This window comes from Christiangramia forsetii KT0803 (genome assembly GCF_000060345.1).
In the GTDB taxonomy this organism is placed as follows: Bacteria; Bacteroidota; Bacteroidia; order Flavobacteriales; family Flavobacteriaceae; genus Christiangramia; species Christiangramia forsetii.
Map to the genome: position 1 here is coordinate 197,774 of NC_008571.1, position 15,903 is coordinate 213,676.

The window sequence follows — 15,903 nt, forward strand, 5'->3', positions numbered from 1 at the left end:
ATCAGATAAGGATATGTCTCATTACGAAGCTCCTATACGAAAGCCTCTAGTTACCGGAAACAAAAGCTATCACGATGTGACGGTTGATGTTGCTGCTCCGGTTGAAGGAAGGGCTAATAAAACCTGGTGGATAGTCTTCTCTATCGCCCTTGTTGCCTTTCTTTGGGGTGTTGGATGTATAGTTTACACAATTTCTACGGGTATAGGTACCTGGGGATTAAACAAAACAGTAGGTTGGGCCTGGGATATTACCAACTTCGTATGGTGGGTAGGTATTGGCCACGCCGGTACGTTGATTTCTGCCGTATTATTACTGTTCCGTCAAAAATGGAGAATGGCAATTAACAGGTCTGCAGAGGCCATGACCATTTTCTCTGTAATGCAGGCGGGTCTTTTCCCATTAATTCATATGGGGCGTCCATGGCTGGCATATTGGGTACTTCCAATTCCTAACCAGTTTGGATCTCTTTGGGTGAACTTTAACTCACCACTGCTTTGGGATGTGTTCGCGATCTCTACGTATCTTTCAGTATCACTGGTTTTCTGGTGGACTGGATTATTACCTGATTTCGCAATGATTCGTGACAGGGCAATTACGCCTTTTACAAAAAGAGTTTACGGAATACTATCTTTTGGATGGAGTGGACGTGCTAAAGACTGGCAACGTTTTGAAGAAGTATCTCTGGTACTTGCCGGACTGGCAACACCACTTGTACTTTCTGTACACACCATTGTATCTTTTGACTTCGCAACTTCGGTAATACCGGGATGGCATACTACCATTTTCCCTCCTTACTTCGTTGCGGGAGCGATCTTCTCTGGATTTGCCATGGTAAACACCTTGCTTATCATTATGAGAAAGGTTTCTAACCTTGAAGATTATATTACTATTCAGCATATCGAATTGATGAACATTGTGATCATGATCACGGGGTCTATCGTAGGTACTGCATATATTACCGAGTTAGTGATCGCATGGTATTCTGGAGTGGAATATGAACAGTATGCATTCCTTAACAGGGCTACCGGACCTTACTGGTGGGCATACTGGAGTATGATGACCTGTAACGTATTTTCTCCACAGTTCATGTGGTTCAAGAAACTGCGTACAAGTATTATGTTCTCGTTCTTTATCTCTATTGTGGTAAATATCGGGATGTGGTTTGAGCGTTTCGTAATTATTGTGACTTCATTGCACCGTGATTACCTTCCATCTTCATGGACGATGTTCTCTCCTACATTTGTAGATATAGGTATTTTCATCGGAACTATTGGATTCTTCTTTGTATTGTTTCTGCTTTATGCCCGTTCGTTCCCGGTGATCGCCCAGGCAGAGGTGAAGACAATCCTGAAGGCTTCAGGAGAAAAATATAAAAAATTAAGAGCTGAGCATGGAGATAATGTCTCTCATATTGATGTAGAACCGGCAGGTGCAGGTCCTTCAGCAAATATTAATGAGAAACATACTTCTCAATTTGATGATACCGAAGGCAGATCACACGAAGAAACTGTGAATGTAGATGGATTGGTCGTTTCAGAAGTAATGAAAGACCGAAATGATGAGATGCTTTCCAGAATTGGGACCTACGATCCAAAAACTCAGGATGCTGATGATCTTACAAAACTGAAAAATGTTGGACCGTTGCTTCAACAACGTTTCCACCAGGTTGGTATCTATCTGTTTGATCAGATTAGCAAATTAACAGAACAGGATTTTGAATTGCTTGATGAAGTAATTGAAAACTTCCCTATCCAGGAGAATAGAGAAGGATGGATTGCGCAGGCAAACAAACTAAAAAATAAATAATCAAGGATGGCATCTAAAGTTTTACACGCTATTTACAGGGATGACGATCTGCTTTTACAAGCCGTAAAGCAGATTCGTGAAGCACGTTATCATATAGGTGAGATCTACTGTCCATTCCCGGTACACGGACTAGACAAAGCAATGGGACTTGCTCCAACAAGACTGGCTATTACATCATTTATGTACGGGTTGGTTGGTTTAGCAGTTGCCGTTGCGATGATGAATTTTATTATGATCGAAGACTGGCCTCAGGATATTGGAGGTAAGCCAAGTTTCAGCTTTATTGAGAATATGCCGGCATTTGTGCCAATTATGTTCGAATTAACGGTGTTCTTTGCTGCTCACCTTATGGTGATCACTTTTTATATGAGGAGTAGATTATGGCCATTTAAAAAAGCTGAAAATCCAGATGTAAGAACAACAGATGATATGTTCTTGATGGAAGTAGATGCTGCGAATCATAATATTGATGACTTAACGGACTTTTTATATAAGACCGGAGCATCTGAAATTAAATTAATAGAATAATAAATAGTGATAATGAGAAGTTTGTTCCATAAAACTATAGGATTTTGTCTGCTTGGCTTTGCAGTTGTTTCCTGCCATGACAAGGGGGATCCAAACTATCAGTACATGCCAGATATGTATGAACCGATAGGCTACGAAGCTTACGGTGAATACGATGTTTTTGAAAATGGTCAGGAAGCGAAATTACCCGTGGAAGGTACTATACCACGTGGATGGATGCCTTATGATTATCAAAATAATCCAGAGGATGCTGCTGTAGCAAAAACTGACTTAAAGAATCCACTGCCTTATACTCAGGATAATTATGTAGAGGGTAAGGCGCTTTACACTATTTATTGTGCAGTTTGTCACGGAGATAAAGGAGATGGTAAAGGAATCCTGGTAGAGAGAGAAAAAATATTAGGGGTTCCATCTTATGATGATGCAGGGCGTGCAATTACAGAGGGTAGTATTTACCATGTAATGTATTATGGTCTCAACAATATGGGATCATATGCTGCTCAAACAACCATCGAAGAACGTTGGCAGATAGATCACTATGTGATGAGCCTTAAAGATAAGTTGGAAGGAAAACCTGAAAGAGAGTACGTAGAAGAAACCGGAGAACCAACTCAACTTCTTCCTTCAAGAGCTGATGCAAATCTTTATGATGATGCAGGTGATATGAACTCAGATCAGGAGAACCAGAACGACCAAACTGAAACACAAGAATAAAGATTTAGATCTATCGATATGTATACGCTATCCAGTAAATTAAAATTAACAGCAATCATTTGTATGATTGTTGGCGCAATAGGTCTCATTTATGGATTCATCGCTGCACCGGAAACCGTAGAGGATGTGAAGGAAATGATGGCTTCTCATGGTGAACATGGTGAAGAACATGCTACAGAAGATACTCATGAAGTTAATGTGGAGCAACTTCCCGGTGGAGACACTGAAGTTGAGAATATAGAGCATACTGAAGACAATGAGTCTCATGCTGCTGAGGCTGAACATGCCGAAGCAGGGCATGGAGAAGAAGCTTCGCATGACAATGAACATTATGAGCATATTTTACATCAATTACAAAATAAGCCATGGGCTGCTATTTATGTAGCTGCCTTCTTTTTCTTTATGATTTCTCTTGGGGTACTTGCTTTCTATGCAGTTCAATATGCGGCGCAGGCAGGATGGTCCCCGGTACTTTTTAGAGTAATGGAAGCGATCACTGCTTATTTATTGCCTGGGGGACTTATAGTATTTGTATTATTAGTTTTGTCAGGTCTGCATTTAAACCATTTGTTTGTTTGGATGGATCCTGAAGTTGTTGCGCATGATGAAATTATCCAAAATAAGACAGCTTATTTAAATGTGCCATTCTTTCTCATTAGAGCGGCTATTTATTTAGGTGGATGGATTTTCTTTAGACATCTTCTTAGAAAGAACTCCATAAAAATGGATGATGCAACAGATAATACGATCTTTAAAAAGAACTTTAAACTTGCTGCAGGATTCCTTGTATTCTTTATCGTAACAGAATCTATGATGTCCTGGGATTGGATCATGAGTTTAGATCCACACTGGTTTAGTACCTTATTTGGATGGTTTGTATTTGCCAGTTTATTTGTTTCTGGAATTACAACTATTGCTATAATTACCATTTACCTGAAATCAAGAAGTTACCTTGAATTTGTGAACGATAGTCATATACATGACCTTGCTAAGTTTATGTTCGGGATTAGTATTTTTTGGACCTATCTTTGGTTCTCACAATTTATGTTGATCTGGTATTCAAATATTCCTGAGGAAGTGGTTTACTTTATTCAGAGAATAGAAGATTACCAATTACCATTCTTTGGAATGTTAATTACTAACTTCCTATTCCCAGTATTGTTATTGATGAATAGCGATTATAAAAGAGTAAACTGGTTTGTAGTTATGACCGGGATTGTGATCTTATGTGGTCACTACCTGAATGTTTATGTAATGGTGATGCCTGCAACAGTAGGAGAGTCATGGTTTATAGGAATACCGGAAATAAGTGCAATGTTATTATTTGGTGGATTGTTCACCTTCATAGTATTCAATTCGCTAACAAAAGCACCATTACTGGTTAAAGGAAATCCTTTTATTAAGGAGAGTAAACATTACCACTATTAATTAAGATTGATTGTTTAAAGAAGAACTTATAAAATGACCGTATTTTTAGTAATCATAGTACTAGCACTTCTGGCCGTAACCGGTTGGCAGATCTCTAAGATCTTTCAGTTATCTAAGAGACCCGATGCCGATACTTCTGAGGTTGCAAATGAAAAGGATAACAAGCTGCACGGGATCCTCAATTTGGTTTTTGTTATTTTCCTTTATGTAATAACCATTTACTGTTTCTGGGAATATGGTAGATTCTATTTGCCTGAAGCAGCCTCCGACCATGGTTCTGAGTATGATACCCTAATGTTTATCTCTATTGCCTTGATTATGGTAGTACAGGTTATTACCCAGGGATTATTGCATTATTTCGCCTATAGGTATAAAGGGACTAAAACGCGTAGAGCTTTATTTTATGCAGATAATGATAAGCTTGAATTTATCTGGACAATTATTCCGGTTATCGTTCTAGCGGGACTTATTATCTACGGATTATTTACCTGGAGTGATATTATGAACATTAATGAGGAGGAAGATCCAATGGTCATTGAGCTTTATGCGTATCAATTTGACTGGAGAGCGAGATACTCAGGAGAAGATAATACCTTAGGAAAAGCGAATGTTCGTTTTATTGAAGGATTAAATCAGCTTGGGGTAGATGAATCTGATTCTTACGGAGATGATGATAAGATCGTTACTGAATTACATTTACCAGTAGGTCAGCCGGTGGTATTTAAATTCCGTTCTCAGGATGTATTGCACTCTGCATATTTCCCATTTTTTAGAGCTCAGATGAATGTGGTTCCTGGAATGATCACCCAATTTGGATTTACACCTACGATCACTTCCGAAGAAATGAGGGAGAGTGAGTATATGGTGGACAAGGTAAAGAGCGTAAATGAAGAAAGAAATGAGAGAAATAAGGAGCTTTTAGCGCAGGGAGAACCGACTTTAGATTCTTATGAATTCGATTATTTCCTTCTTTGTAACAAAATTTGTGGTCAGGCTCACTATAATATGCAGATGAAGATTATAGTTGAATCTGAAGAAGACTTTAAAGCCTGGATGGAAGAGCAGCCAACCTTTGGGAGCACTATGGAAGATCAGAACAAAGATGCTGATTCTACAGAAGACACCAATAGTGATGAAGAAGAGTCTTCACAGGAAGAAAACGGAACCGATGAGCCACAGGAGAGTGATGCAGTGGCTGTAGTAGATAACGAACAAAATTAAGATAAAGAGAGATATGTCAGCAATTGCAAACGCACCGGCACACGATCACCACGACGATCACGGACATCATCATAAAGAGACTTTTATAACAAAGTATATTTTTAGTCAGGATCATAAGATGATTGCCAAGCAATATCTTATTACCGGGCTAATAATGGGTATTATTGGTATCGCGATGTCGGTACTCTTTCGTATCCAGCTTGCATGGCCAGAACAATCTTTCTGGATATTTGAAGCATTATTAGGGGATAGATGGGCTCCAGAGGGAGTGATGTCTCCTAGTATTTATCTTGCATTGGTTACTATTCATGGTACTATCATGGTATTCTTTGTACTTACTGCAGGATTGAGTGGTACATTCTCAAACCTTTTAATTCCGTTGCAAATTGGTGCACGGGATATGGCATCAGGATTTTTGAACATGGTTTCTTACTGGTTATTTTTCCTTTCCAGTGTAATTATGTTAAGTTCCCTTTTTGTAGAATCTGGACCCGCAATGGCAGGGTGGACGATATATCCTCCATTAAGTGCATTACCTCAGGCTATTAGTGGTTCTGGTACGGGAATGACATTATGGTTAGTTTCTATGGCGATCTTTATTGCTTCCTCTTTAATGGGATCATTGAATTATATCGTAACTGTAATTAACCTTAGAACAACGGGAATGTCTATGACCAGGCTTCCCTTAACTATCTGGGCATTCTTTGTAACGGCTATTATCGGGGTAGTTTCCTTTCCGGTATTACTTTCAGCTGCATTGTTATTAATAATGGATAGAAGTTTTGGGACTTCATTTTTCTTAAGTGATATTTTTATCCAGGGAGAGGTGTTGAGTCACCAGGGTGGTTCACCTGTTCTTTTTGAACACTTATTCTGGTTCCTTGGGCACCCGGAAGTATATATTGTAATTCTGCCTGCGATGGGGTTGGTTTCTGAAATTATGGCTACCAATTCACGTAAACCAATTTTCGGTTACCGTGCGATGATTGCATCTATCCTTGCAATTGCCTTTCTTTCTACGATTGTATGGGGTCACCATATGTTTATATCTGGTATGAACCCATTCCTTGGGTCAGTATTTACATTTACAACCTTATTGATTGCGATTCCATCCGCGGTAAAAGCTTTTAACTGGATCACCACTTTATGGAAAGGGAATCTACAGATGAATCCCGGAATGCTATTTTCTATAGGATTTGTTTCCACATTTATTACAGGGGGGCTTACCGGTATTATCCTTGGAGATTCTACATTAGATATTAATGTTCACGATACTTACTTTGTGGTAGCTCACTTCCACCTGGTAATGGGTATCTCGGCACTTTATGGTTTACTGGCAGGTGTTTACCACTGGTTCCCTAAAATGTTTGGTAGAATGATGAATAAGAACCTTGGTTATATCCATTTCTGGGTAACAGCGGTTGGTGCTTACGGAGTTTTCTTCCCGATGCACTTTATAGGTATTGCTGGTCTTCCAAGACGATATTATACAAACACCAATTTTCCTTACTTCGACGACTATGCAGATGTGAATGTGATCATCACGGTAGCAGCCATCATTACGGCGGCAGTACAGTTAGTGTTCCTTTACAACTTCTTTGGTTCTATTTTCTTCGGAAAGAAGGCGACTCAGAACCCTTGGAAAGCAACTACTTTAGAATGGACTACCCCTGTAGAGCATATCCACGGAAACTGGCCAGGTAAGATACCTTCTGTATATCGTTGGCCATACGATTATTCTAAGACCGATGAGCACGGAGAGTACGTAATCAAAGGTCAGGATTTTGTTCCTCAAACGGTTCCTTTGCAGAAAGACGAAGAAGAACTAAATCACTAATTAAGAGATTTAATTATCATTATATAGAAAAGCCTTTTCCAATTTGGAAGAGGCTTTTTTAATTATATTTGATTCACAATTCCTACCTGAGAGTTGACCTAATATTTCTTATATTAATCAGGATAAGCATATTTTATGATGAACGAAAACCTTGATGCTACCGGTGAAAATTTCTCTCCAGAAGAGTTTGATGTTGAAAGAGCTTTAAGGCCGCTTAGTTTTGATGACTTTGCAGGGCAGGAACAGGTGTTGGAAAATCTTCAGATCTTCGTTCAGGCAGCTAATTTAAGAGGAGAGGCATTAGATCATACCTTGTTTCACGGTCCCCCGGGATTAGGAAAAACTACCCTGGCTCATATTCTGGCTAATGAATTGAATGTAGGTATCAAGATCACTTCAGGTCCTGTACTGGATAAGCCTGGAGATCTTGCCGGGTTGTTAACAAATCTTGATGAAAGGGATATCCTCTTTATTGATGAGATCCATCGATTAAGCCCAATTGTAGAAGAGTATTTATACTCAGCGATGGAAGATTATCGAATTGATATCATGATCGAGACCGGACCCAATGCGAGAACGGTTCAGATCAATCTGAATCCGTTTACACTGATTGGGGCAACTACAAGATCTGGACTGTTAACCGCTCCAATGCGGGCAAGATTTGGCATTTCCAGCAGGTTACAATATTATAGCACCGAACTGCTTTCCGGAATTGTAGAAAGAAGTTCTGATATTTTGAAAGTACCAATTACCCAGGATGCCGCAATAGAGATTGCCGGGAGAAGTAGGGGAACACCAAGAATAGCAAATGCATTACTTAGAAGGGTACGTGATTTTGCGCAAATAAAAGGGAACGGAAAGATCGATATTGAAATTGCCAAATTCGGATTGAAAGCATTGAATGTGGATGCGCATGGTCTCGATGAAATGGATAATAAGATACTTGCTACGATAATTGACAAATTTAAAGGGGGGCCTGTAGGGATTACCACCCTGGCTACAGCAGTTAGCGAAAGTGCAGAAACTATTGAAGAAGTATATGAACCTTTTCTAATACAGCAGGGTTTTATCTATAGGACCCCAAGGGGAAGAGAGGTTACAGAACATGCTTACAGGCATCTTGGGAGAGTTAAAGGAAGTAATCAGGGAGGACTTTTTGATAACTAATATAGCAAAGGGTAAAAACTCAATGCTAGGCTAAACAGCTGCATTTTTCAATAATGTCAGGCTGATTCCTTCGGCCTTGCTCAGGATAAACTAAAATCGAAGCCTTTAAAAAGTTTTCTAATAATGTCAGGCTGAGCGTAGTCGAAGCCCACACTAAACAAAAGGATGTATTTGTATTATGTTTATATATTGCAATGTTTCGATGACTCCTACTATACAGGAATCACTAATAATCTTAACAGAAGAATAAGTGAACATAAGAATGGATTGGATTCAAAATGTTATACATTTAAAAGAAGACCTTTAGAATTAAAATTCAGTCAGGAGTTTAATGATGTTTTACAGGCTATATATTTTGAAAAACAAATTAAAGGTTGGACAAGAGCTAAAAAGCAAGCATTAATTAATGGTGATTTTGATTGGTTGCAAGTTTTAGCAGAATGTCGTAATGCAACTCATTATAAGTATAAGCCAGATAAATAACCACTTCGACTGCGCTCAGTGTGACAGTTAGGTTTGAATATTAGAATTTTAAACAGTGTCAAAATCAGCCACTTCCTATTGATAATATTAATGGAATCTGAAGATACTTAGCGGTTGCTAAGTAATCTATGTCAGGCTGAATCTTTCGACCTTCCTCAGGATAAGCTAAAGTCGAAACCCAATAATGGAAAAGAAAATGCTTAATGAATAACAATAATAAAATCCCTGAAGTTTCACTACTCAAATTCCTGAAACATTCAGCTAATATTCTAAAGAACCCCTTACCTTTTCATCATCAAAACTTCACTGAAAAGGGCGATACTTTCAGGCTTAATATTGGTTTTAAAAAATCGGTAATCTTTTCCCGTGATGCCGGGTTTTTAGAATATGCACTTCAAAAGAATCAGAGGAATTATATCAAATCTGAGATTCAGACCAAAGATCTGGCAAAGTACGTAGGGAAGGGCCTTTTAACATCAGATGGAGAACATTGGAAAAAACAGCGAAAGCTTATTCAGCCTGCTTTTCATAAAAAACAGTTAGCAAATCTGCTTGGTTCTATTAAGGAAGCAATCAATACAGAATATGATAAAATCCAGACAGATAAAGAGATTGATATTTTTCCTATTCTCAATGATTTAGCCTTTCAAACGGTGGTGAAATCCCTTTTCAGCAGTGCAGCGAATCAGGAAGAAATAAACAGGCTACAATATATTACTGAGTCAGCTCAGAAAATGCTGGTAAAAGAACTGCGTCAACCTTATCTGGGATGGTGGTTTAAAGCAAGTGGGAAAATCGATTCTTATTTAAAGTTAACGGCAGAAGCACGCACAATTTTAAAACGGATCGTTCATGAACGTCGGGAATCAAATACTCGTTATGATGATCTTCTGGATATGCTTCTGGATGCGAAATATGACGACGGGAATTTTATGGATGAGGAACAGTTAATTGATGAAATTCTTATTCTATTTACAGCCGGTCACGAAACAACGTCCAATGCTCTCACATTTATAAGTCAGCTGCTGGCTTTAAATCCTCAATGGCAGGACAGGATCCTGGGTGAAATTCAAAACTTGAATACTGAAACAGATGACTTGATGGGTTTTGTAACTCAGGCTAAAGTAACGCAGCAGGTCATAGAAGAAGGAATGAGATTATATCCGCCAGCCTATTTTATAGATCGGGTGAATGTTGAGCAAGATGAATTTGGAGGGATGTTATTGGAACCTGGAGAAAACCTGTTGTTTTCGGTACATGAAATTCATAGGCATCCGAATCTATGGGAAAAACCAGAGGAATTTCTGCCGGAACGCTTTGAAGACGGTGGAAAAAAATATTCTTCTCAGTATTTTCCTTTTGGGGCCGGTCCCAGGAAATGTATAGGAAATAATTTTGCGATGTTCGAGATGATTATCGCTGTTTCAGAATTGGTTTCTCGTTTTAAGATAATATCAGTAGCTGATGAAATTGATATAAAACCATTAATAACGCTAAAACCTAAAAACGCTATCCTGAAATTCACGAAAAGATAATGCTGCCTAAAGTTAATTTAAACAATTACAATTACTCAAACTTGTTCCAGATTCATCAATCTTCATAAGATCCCCAAAGATCTTTAGCTGGTCAAAACTATAGGATTAGAGATATTCTATTTACGTATACATCTGTAAATCAATATTTTGTATATTTATAATTCAAGTTTTAGCCATGCCAATATATATGGATTACCATATTTTCCCTGGAGTTACCGTAGAGGAGGTGAAAGCCGCACATATGGGTGATAAAGCGACCCAGGATAGGTATGGCGTTAAATATCATCAATTCTGGGTAAATAAGGACATTGGATCTATTTTCTGCCTGATTGAAGGTCCGAATCCGGAAGCCTGTACTAAAGTGCATGAAGAGGCCCACGGGAATGTTGCTTGCAATATTATTGAAGTAGAACCAGGCTTGCTCAACTTGTTTATGGGTGAAAATTCCCAGGTTCATCACGGAGTAGTTTATGATAAGAATGGAGAAATAGATCCCGGGTTTAGATTTATCATGGTTCTGGATATTGTGGTTAATACTTCCTTAGACAATCATTCCAAAATTGATAATTTTATTTTACCGAAAACTCCCAGGAAAGAAGCATTGAAATTAATTCAACAATTTCACGGAGAGTTAGTAGAAAATTTTTCAGACGACAGCATCATTTCTATTTTCAAGGAATCTGACCAGGCTTTTCAAAGTGCTCTCACTATTCAGAAACTTTTTAATAATAACCTCGGTGATAAAGACTGGAACATTACTTATAAGATCGGACTTTCGGAAGGCCAACCTGTGACCATGGCTGATGGTTTTTTTAAAGATTCTATTGTATATGCCAAAAGGCTTAGTTTGATAGCGAATGAAAGTCAGATAGTAATGTCACAAGGTTTTAAAAAATTGTGTTCTTTTCAATTGACAAAATTTGATCAAAATAACATTAAGCTTGTAAACGAAAGACAAAAAACTTTCATTGGTAATTTTTGGCGTTATACAGAATCCAACCCTACCAACGAAAAATTGTCAATAGAGGCCATAAGTCAGGATATTGGACTAAGTAGGCCCCAATTATATAGAAAAATAAAATCCCTTACAGGACGTTCCCCCCTAAATTTTATACGGGACCTAAAAATGCGTACCGCATTTAACCTTATCAAAGATGACAATCTCAACGTTTCGGAGGTAGCCTATAAAATGGGTTATGATGACCCTTCTTACTTCTCTAAATGTTTCTCCCAAAAGTTTGGTATTTGCCCTTCCAAATTAATTTAGTTCCGTTTTTTTCTTCCTAAATGAATCAAACTTTCATGAATTTGAACGATTTAGCATGGGTTCGGTTTACCATTACCCAGTAATTTAGAGTATATAAATTCATTAGCAGTTACCGCTATAAAAAACTATCATCATGAGAGAACAAATCACCCAGTTGAAAACCTCTATTAGGGGTTCGGTCATTTTACCGAAGGATAAAAATTACGACGAAGCCAGGTCTATTTATAACGCGATGATAGATAAGAAACCCGCTATGATCGTTAAATGTAAAGATGAGGAAGATGTTATTGACTCAGTAAATTTTGCCAGAAGAAATAATTTGGAAGTCTCCATTCGGAGTGGAGGACATAATGGAGCTGGCCTTGCTCTAGTAGAAAATGGTTTGGTCATAGACCTTTCCGATATGAAAAGATTAAATATAGACCCAACCACCAAAACTGCAATAATTGAATCTGGTAATACCTTAAGTGAGATAGACGCAGCTACCTATGAACATGGTCTGGCACTGCCAAGTGGTATAATCGGGACAACCGGGATCGGTGGAATAACATTGGGTGGGGGCATTGGTTACCTAAGCAGAAAAGCAGGATTAACAATTGATAATCTATTGGAATGTAAAGTAGTCTTGGCAAATGGTGAGGTAGTCACCGCCAATAAGGATACAAATGCTGATCTCTTTTGGGCCCTTAGGGGTGGAGGAGGCAACTTCGGAATCGTGGTTTCCTTTAAATTTAGGCTTATAGAAGTAAAGGATGTTTATGCAGGCCCTATGTTTTGGCCGTTGGAAATGGCTGATAAAGCAATGAAATTCTACGATTCCATTATCAAAAATGCCTCTAACGATCTTTATGGATTTTTTGCATTCTTGATAGTACCTCCAGCTGAACCTTTCCCGGAACACCTTTGGAATAAAAATGTCTGCGGTGTAGTTTGGAATTATACTGGTCCCCGTGAAAAAGCAGAAAAAGTTTTTAAACCCATTCGAGAATTTGGCCCACCTATAATGGATTTCGTCGGGGATATTCCTATGAAGAATTTAAACGGAATGTTCGATGCTTTGTACCCTCCGGGACTGCAATGGTATTGGAGAGCGCATTATATTAAAGAATTAAGTTCGGATGCCATCAAAACAAACATAGAATATGGCTCAAAAATTCCGTCTATGCATTCTACAACTCATTTTTACCCTATAGATGGTAGGGTCCATGCAACCGATAGTGACGATACTGCCTGGGCCAATCGCGAAGCTCGGTGGTCTCAGGTCATAGTTGGAGTCGATCCAGATCCTGCCAATGCCGATAAGGTAACAAGTTGGTGCAAAGACTATTTTGATGCTCTAAAACCTTATGCTATGGGAGGAGCCTATGTTAACTTTATGATGAATGAAGGCCAGGATAGAATTAAAGCTTCCTACAAAGGTAATTATGATCGGCTTGTAGAGGTCAAAACAAAGTATGATCCTACAAACTTTTTCCACGTTAATCAAAATATTGAACCCGGCTAGGATTACGTATTTAAATGAAAGTAATCTTTAAGGGTTAATTTTAATCTTTCTCATATATTGAAAGGATCCGGTTCTAATCCAATGTTATGGCTATCCAAATGCTTGGACACCTCAAATTATCAGTATTGTGTACTTCAAGTGAAGTGATACAAAAACATCTTTTGATTTAATTATTTAGGCATGACTTCCATTATGATTAAATCGAAAAGACAATGCTTAAATATTAAATCATTGAAAACCCTAAACCCTAAAAATGCATTCCTAAGATTTGTAAAACGACCGTAATTTTTATTGAACAGGTTTAAAAACCTATATTCGAATGTTCTCGTGGTATAAAGTTTGAAGAGATGGTTGGAATTAAATTTAGGAATATGAAGCATTTATTATTTATAACGCTGGTGGGCTCGTTCTTGCTTCAAAGTTGTGCAGGAACTAAGAATAATATTCCAACCGGGACATATTATGGAGAATTACCCTGTGCTGATTGTCCGGGAATCAACTACGAACTTGAGTTAAACAATGATAAAACCTATACAGAAAGAATGCTGTATCTGGAGCGCGATACTGCGGCTCGAGAAGAAAGTGGAAACTTCAGAATCACCAATGATACATTATTGATTCTCAAAGATAAATCTACAAATAGCGGTATGAATAAGTTCGTTATTACCGAAGATTCTTTAAGAATGCTGGATAAATCAGGGAATGCAATAACTTCAGGTTTTTCAGATAAATATATCCTCACCACTACAAAGTCGGAAAAATTTTCAATGATGGCTGAGCAGAAAGACAATTCCATTGGCTTTAAAGCTACTGGTAACGAACCTTTCTGGTCGCTCGAAATTGACTTCAACAATAAGATGCATTTTAAAACGCTTGCTGATGAAGAGATGGAATTAATATCACCAGTTCCGGATCCTGTAAAGCCTCAGGATGTAGATGCAGTAAGCTATCGCGCAAAAACGGAAAGTGGTACGTTGCATGTTACTATTTTCAGAAAAGATTGTCAGGATACGATGTCTGGAGAAAAATCAGATCACTTTGTAAGAGTAAGTGCCAGCACCGGAGAGAATGGAGAGATGATGGATTTTGAAGGCTGCGGAACTTATCTCGGTGATTACCGCTTGAACGATATTTGGGCTCTTGAAACGATAAATTCGGAGAAATTTGAGAGTTCCAAGGTGCCTAACCTTGACTTCAACTTAAAGGAACAGCGAGTTTCTGGCTTTGGTGGTTGCAATAGAATTACCGGTCCAATAACCATTAATGAAGAAAACATAGAAATTGGTAATCTTGTCGCTACTAAAATGGCCTGCCCAAATATGGAAATGGAAAATCAGTTTTTAAAAGCGATTACTGGAAAAAGCTTCAATTTTGAGATAGGAAATAATCAGTTAATATTATCTTCAGAAGAAACAGAGCTGGTATTTAAAAAAGTAGACTAATTTGCCTGAATGAGCGTAAAATCGAAACATACTGAATTTATAAAAGCCGAAGCCAAACGCCTCGGTTTTTTGTCATGTGGCATATCTAAAGCTGAATTTCTCGAGGAAGAAGCACCAAGACTCGAAAACTGGCTCAATAATAATATGCATGGCGAAATGCGCTACATGGAAAATTATTTCGATAAGCGTCTGGATCCAACGAAACTCGTTCCTGGTTCAAAAAGTGTGATTTCCCTTTTGTTGAATTATTATCCTTCAGATTTCCAGAATAAGGACTCTTATAAGATTAGTAAATATGCCTACGGAAGAGATTACCATTTTGTGATCAAAGACAAACTAAAGCAATTACTCTCCACGCTTCAGGATGAAATTGGCGATTTTCACGGTCGTGCTTTTGTAGATTCAGCGCCTGTTCTGGATAAAGCCTGGGCGGCAAAAAGCGGACTCGGGTGGATTGGAAAACATTCAAATTTGCTTTCTAAACAAACAGGCTCTTTTTATTTTATTGCTGAATTGATTGTAGATCTGGATCTGGAATACGATACTCCGGTCACCGACCACTGCGGAAGTTGTACCGCCTGCATAGACGCCTGTCCTACAGATGCCATTGTAGAACCTTATAAAGTAGATGGTAGTAGGTGTATTTCCTATTTTACTATTGAGTTGAAAGACGAATTGCCAGATTCTATGAAAAACCAGTTTGATGACTGGATGTTTGGTTGCGATGTATGCCAGGATGTATGTCCCTGGAACCGTTTTTCAAAACCTCACAATGAACCTTTATTTAATCCGCACCCAGAACTTTTAGAAAATGATAAAAAAGATTGGGAAGAAATTACCAGGGAGACTTTCAATGAAATTTTCCGGAAATCTGCTGTTAAAAGGACAAAATTTGAAGGTTTAAAGAGAAATATCAGTTTTCTCAAAGATTAGTATTTAAAATATATTTTTAGAAACTGTAATAAATTCA

The 15,903-nt window shown here is 38.2% G+C and carries 13 protein-coding genes; all 13 read left to right on the forward strand.

Annotation, left to right across the window (positions count from 1 at the left end):
• The first annotated feature begins 13 nt into the window (after positions 1 to 13).
• Positions 14 to 1,807: an NrfD/PsrC family molybdoenzyme membrane anchor subunit gene (nrfD, locus tag GFO_RS00795; protein WP_011708088.1), complete on the forward strand. Its 1,794-nt coding sequence runs from the start codon at positions 14 to 16 to the stop codon at positions 1,805 to 1,807.
• A 6-nt stretch (positions 1,808 to 1,813) separates the two neighbouring features.
• On the forward strand, positions 1,814 to 2,335 hold the full coding sequence (locus tag GFO_RS00800) for a DUF3341 domain-containing protein (RefSeq protein WP_011708089.1): 522 nt from the start codon (positions 1,814 to 1,816) through the stop codon (positions 2,333 to 2,335).
• Between the two features lie 12 nt (positions 2,336 to 2,347).
• Positions 2,348 to 3,049, forward strand: coding sequence for a c-type cytochrome (locus GFO_RS00805; protein WP_011708090.1), 702 nt, complete (start codon positions 2,348 to 2,350; stop codon positions 3,047 to 3,049).
• Between the two features lie 18 nt (positions 3,050 to 3,067).
• Positions 3,068 to 4,477, forward strand: a complete 1,410-nt coding sequence (locus GFO_RS00810; RefSeq protein ID WP_011708091.1) for a hypothetical protein — start codon at positions 3,068 to 3,070, stop codon at positions 4,475 to 4,477.
• A 33-nt stretch (positions 4,478 to 4,510) separates the two neighbouring features.
• Positions 4,511 to 5,698, forward strand: a complete 1,188-nt coding sequence (locus tag GFO_RS00815; protein WP_011708092.1) for a cytochrome c oxidase subunit II — start codon at positions 4,511 to 4,513, stop codon at positions 5,696 to 5,698.
• Positions 5,699 to 5,711: 13 nt separating this feature from the next.
• Complete coding sequence (locus GFO_RS00820) at positions 5,712 to 7,535, forward strand: cytochrome c oxidase subunit I (protein WP_011708093.1); 1,824 nt, start codon at positions 5,712 to 5,714, stop codon at positions 7,533 to 7,535.
• A gap of 138 nt (positions 7,536 to 7,673) precedes the next feature.
• Positions 7,674 to 8,702, forward strand: a complete 1,029-nt coding sequence (ruvB, locus tag GFO_RS00825; protein WP_041250188.1) for a Holliday junction branch migration DNA helicase RuvB — start codon at positions 7,674 to 7,676, stop codon at positions 8,700 to 8,702.
• Between the two features lie 165 nt (positions 8,703 to 8,867).
• Positions 8,868 to 9,185, forward strand: coding sequence for a GIY-YIG nuclease family protein (locus GFO_RS00830; protein ID WP_041249962.1), 318 nt, complete (start codon positions 8,868 to 8,870; stop codon positions 9,183 to 9,185).
• A 203-nt stretch (positions 9,186 to 9,388) separates the two neighbouring features.
• On the forward strand, positions 9,389 to 10,720 hold the full coding sequence (locus tag GFO_RS00835; protein WP_011708097.1) for a cytochrome P450: 1,332 nt from the start codon (positions 9,389 to 9,391) through the stop codon (positions 10,718 to 10,720).
• A gap of 175 nt (positions 10,721 to 10,895) precedes the next feature.
• On the forward strand, positions 10,896 to 11,987 hold the full coding sequence (locus GFO_RS00840; protein ID WP_011708098.1) for a nickel-binding protein: 1,092 nt from the start codon (positions 10,896 to 10,898) through the stop codon (positions 11,985 to 11,987).
• Between the two features lie 133 nt (positions 11,988 to 12,120).
• Positions 12,121 to 13,491 carry an FAD-binding oxidoreductase gene (locus tag GFO_RS00845; protein WP_011708099.1) on the forward strand — a complete coding sequence of 457 codons (1,371 nt, stop codon included), beginning with the start codon at positions 12,121 to 12,123 and terminating at the stop codon, positions 13,489 to 13,491.
• Positions 13,492 to 13,862: 371 nt separating this feature from the next.
• On the forward strand, positions 13,863 to 14,933 hold the full coding sequence (locus GFO_RS17195; protein ID WP_049792057.1) for an META domain-containing protein: 1,071 nt from the start codon (positions 13,863 to 13,865) through the stop codon (positions 14,931 to 14,933).
• A gap of 9 nt (positions 14,934 to 14,942) precedes the next feature.
• Entirely contained in the window at positions 14,943 to 15,866 is a 924-nt protein-coding gene (gene queG, locus GFO_RS00855) for a tRNA epoxyqueuosine(34) reductase QueG (RefSeq protein ID WP_011708102.1), read from the forward strand.
• Positions 15,867 to 15,903: the final 37 nt, after the last annotated feature.

Excerpts from the sequence above, each read along its gene's own strand:
- nrfD (WP_011708088.1), top strand. The coding sequence starts at position 14 with ATGTCTCATTACGAAGCTCCTATACGAAAGCCTCTAGTTACCGGAAAC.
- GFO_RS00800 (WP_011708089.1), top strand. The coding sequence starts at position 1,814 with ATGGCATCTAAAGTTTTACACGCTATTTACAGGGATGACGATCTGCTT.
- GFO_RS00805 (WP_011708090.1), top strand. The coding sequence starts at position 2,348 with ATGAGAAGTTTGTTCCATAAAACTATAGGATTTTGTCTGCTTGGCTTT.
- GFO_RS00810 (WP_011708091.1), top strand. The coding sequence starts at position 3,068 with ATGTATACGCTATCCAGTAAATTAAAATTAACAGCAATCATTTGTATG.
- GFO_RS00815 (WP_011708092.1), top strand. The coding sequence starts at position 4,511 with ATGACCGTATTTTTAGTAATCATAGTACTAGCACTTCTGGCCGTAACC.
- GFO_RS00820 (WP_011708093.1), top strand. The coding sequence starts at position 5,712 with ATGTCAGCAATTGCAAACGCACCGGCACACGATCACCACGACGATCAC.
- ruvB (WP_041250188.1), top strand. The coding sequence starts at position 7,674 with ATGAACGAAAACCTTGATGCTACCGGTGAAAATTTCTCTCCAGAAGAG.
- GFO_RS00830 (WP_041249962.1), top strand. The coding sequence starts at position 8,868 with ATGTATTTGTATTATGTTTATATATTGCAATGTTTCGATGACTCCTAC.
- GFO_RS00835 (WP_011708097.1), top strand. The coding sequence starts at position 9,389 with ATGAATAACAATAATAAAATCCCTGAAGTTTCACTACTCAAATTCCTG.
- GFO_RS00840 (WP_011708098.1), top strand. The coding sequence starts at position 10,896 with ATGCCAATATATATGGATTACCATATTTTCCCTGGAGTTACCGTAGAG.
- GFO_RS00845 (WP_011708099.1), top strand. The coding sequence starts at position 12,121 with ATGAGAGAACAAATCACCCAGTTGAAAACCTCTATTAGGGGTTCGGTC.
- GFO_RS17195 (WP_049792057.1), top strand. The coding sequence starts at position 13,863 with ATGAAGCATTTATTATTTATAACGCTGGTGGGCTCGTTCTTGCTTCAA.
- queG (WP_011708102.1), top strand. The coding sequence starts at position 14,943 with ATGAGCGTAAAATCGAAACATACTGAATTTATAAAAGCCGAAGCCAAA.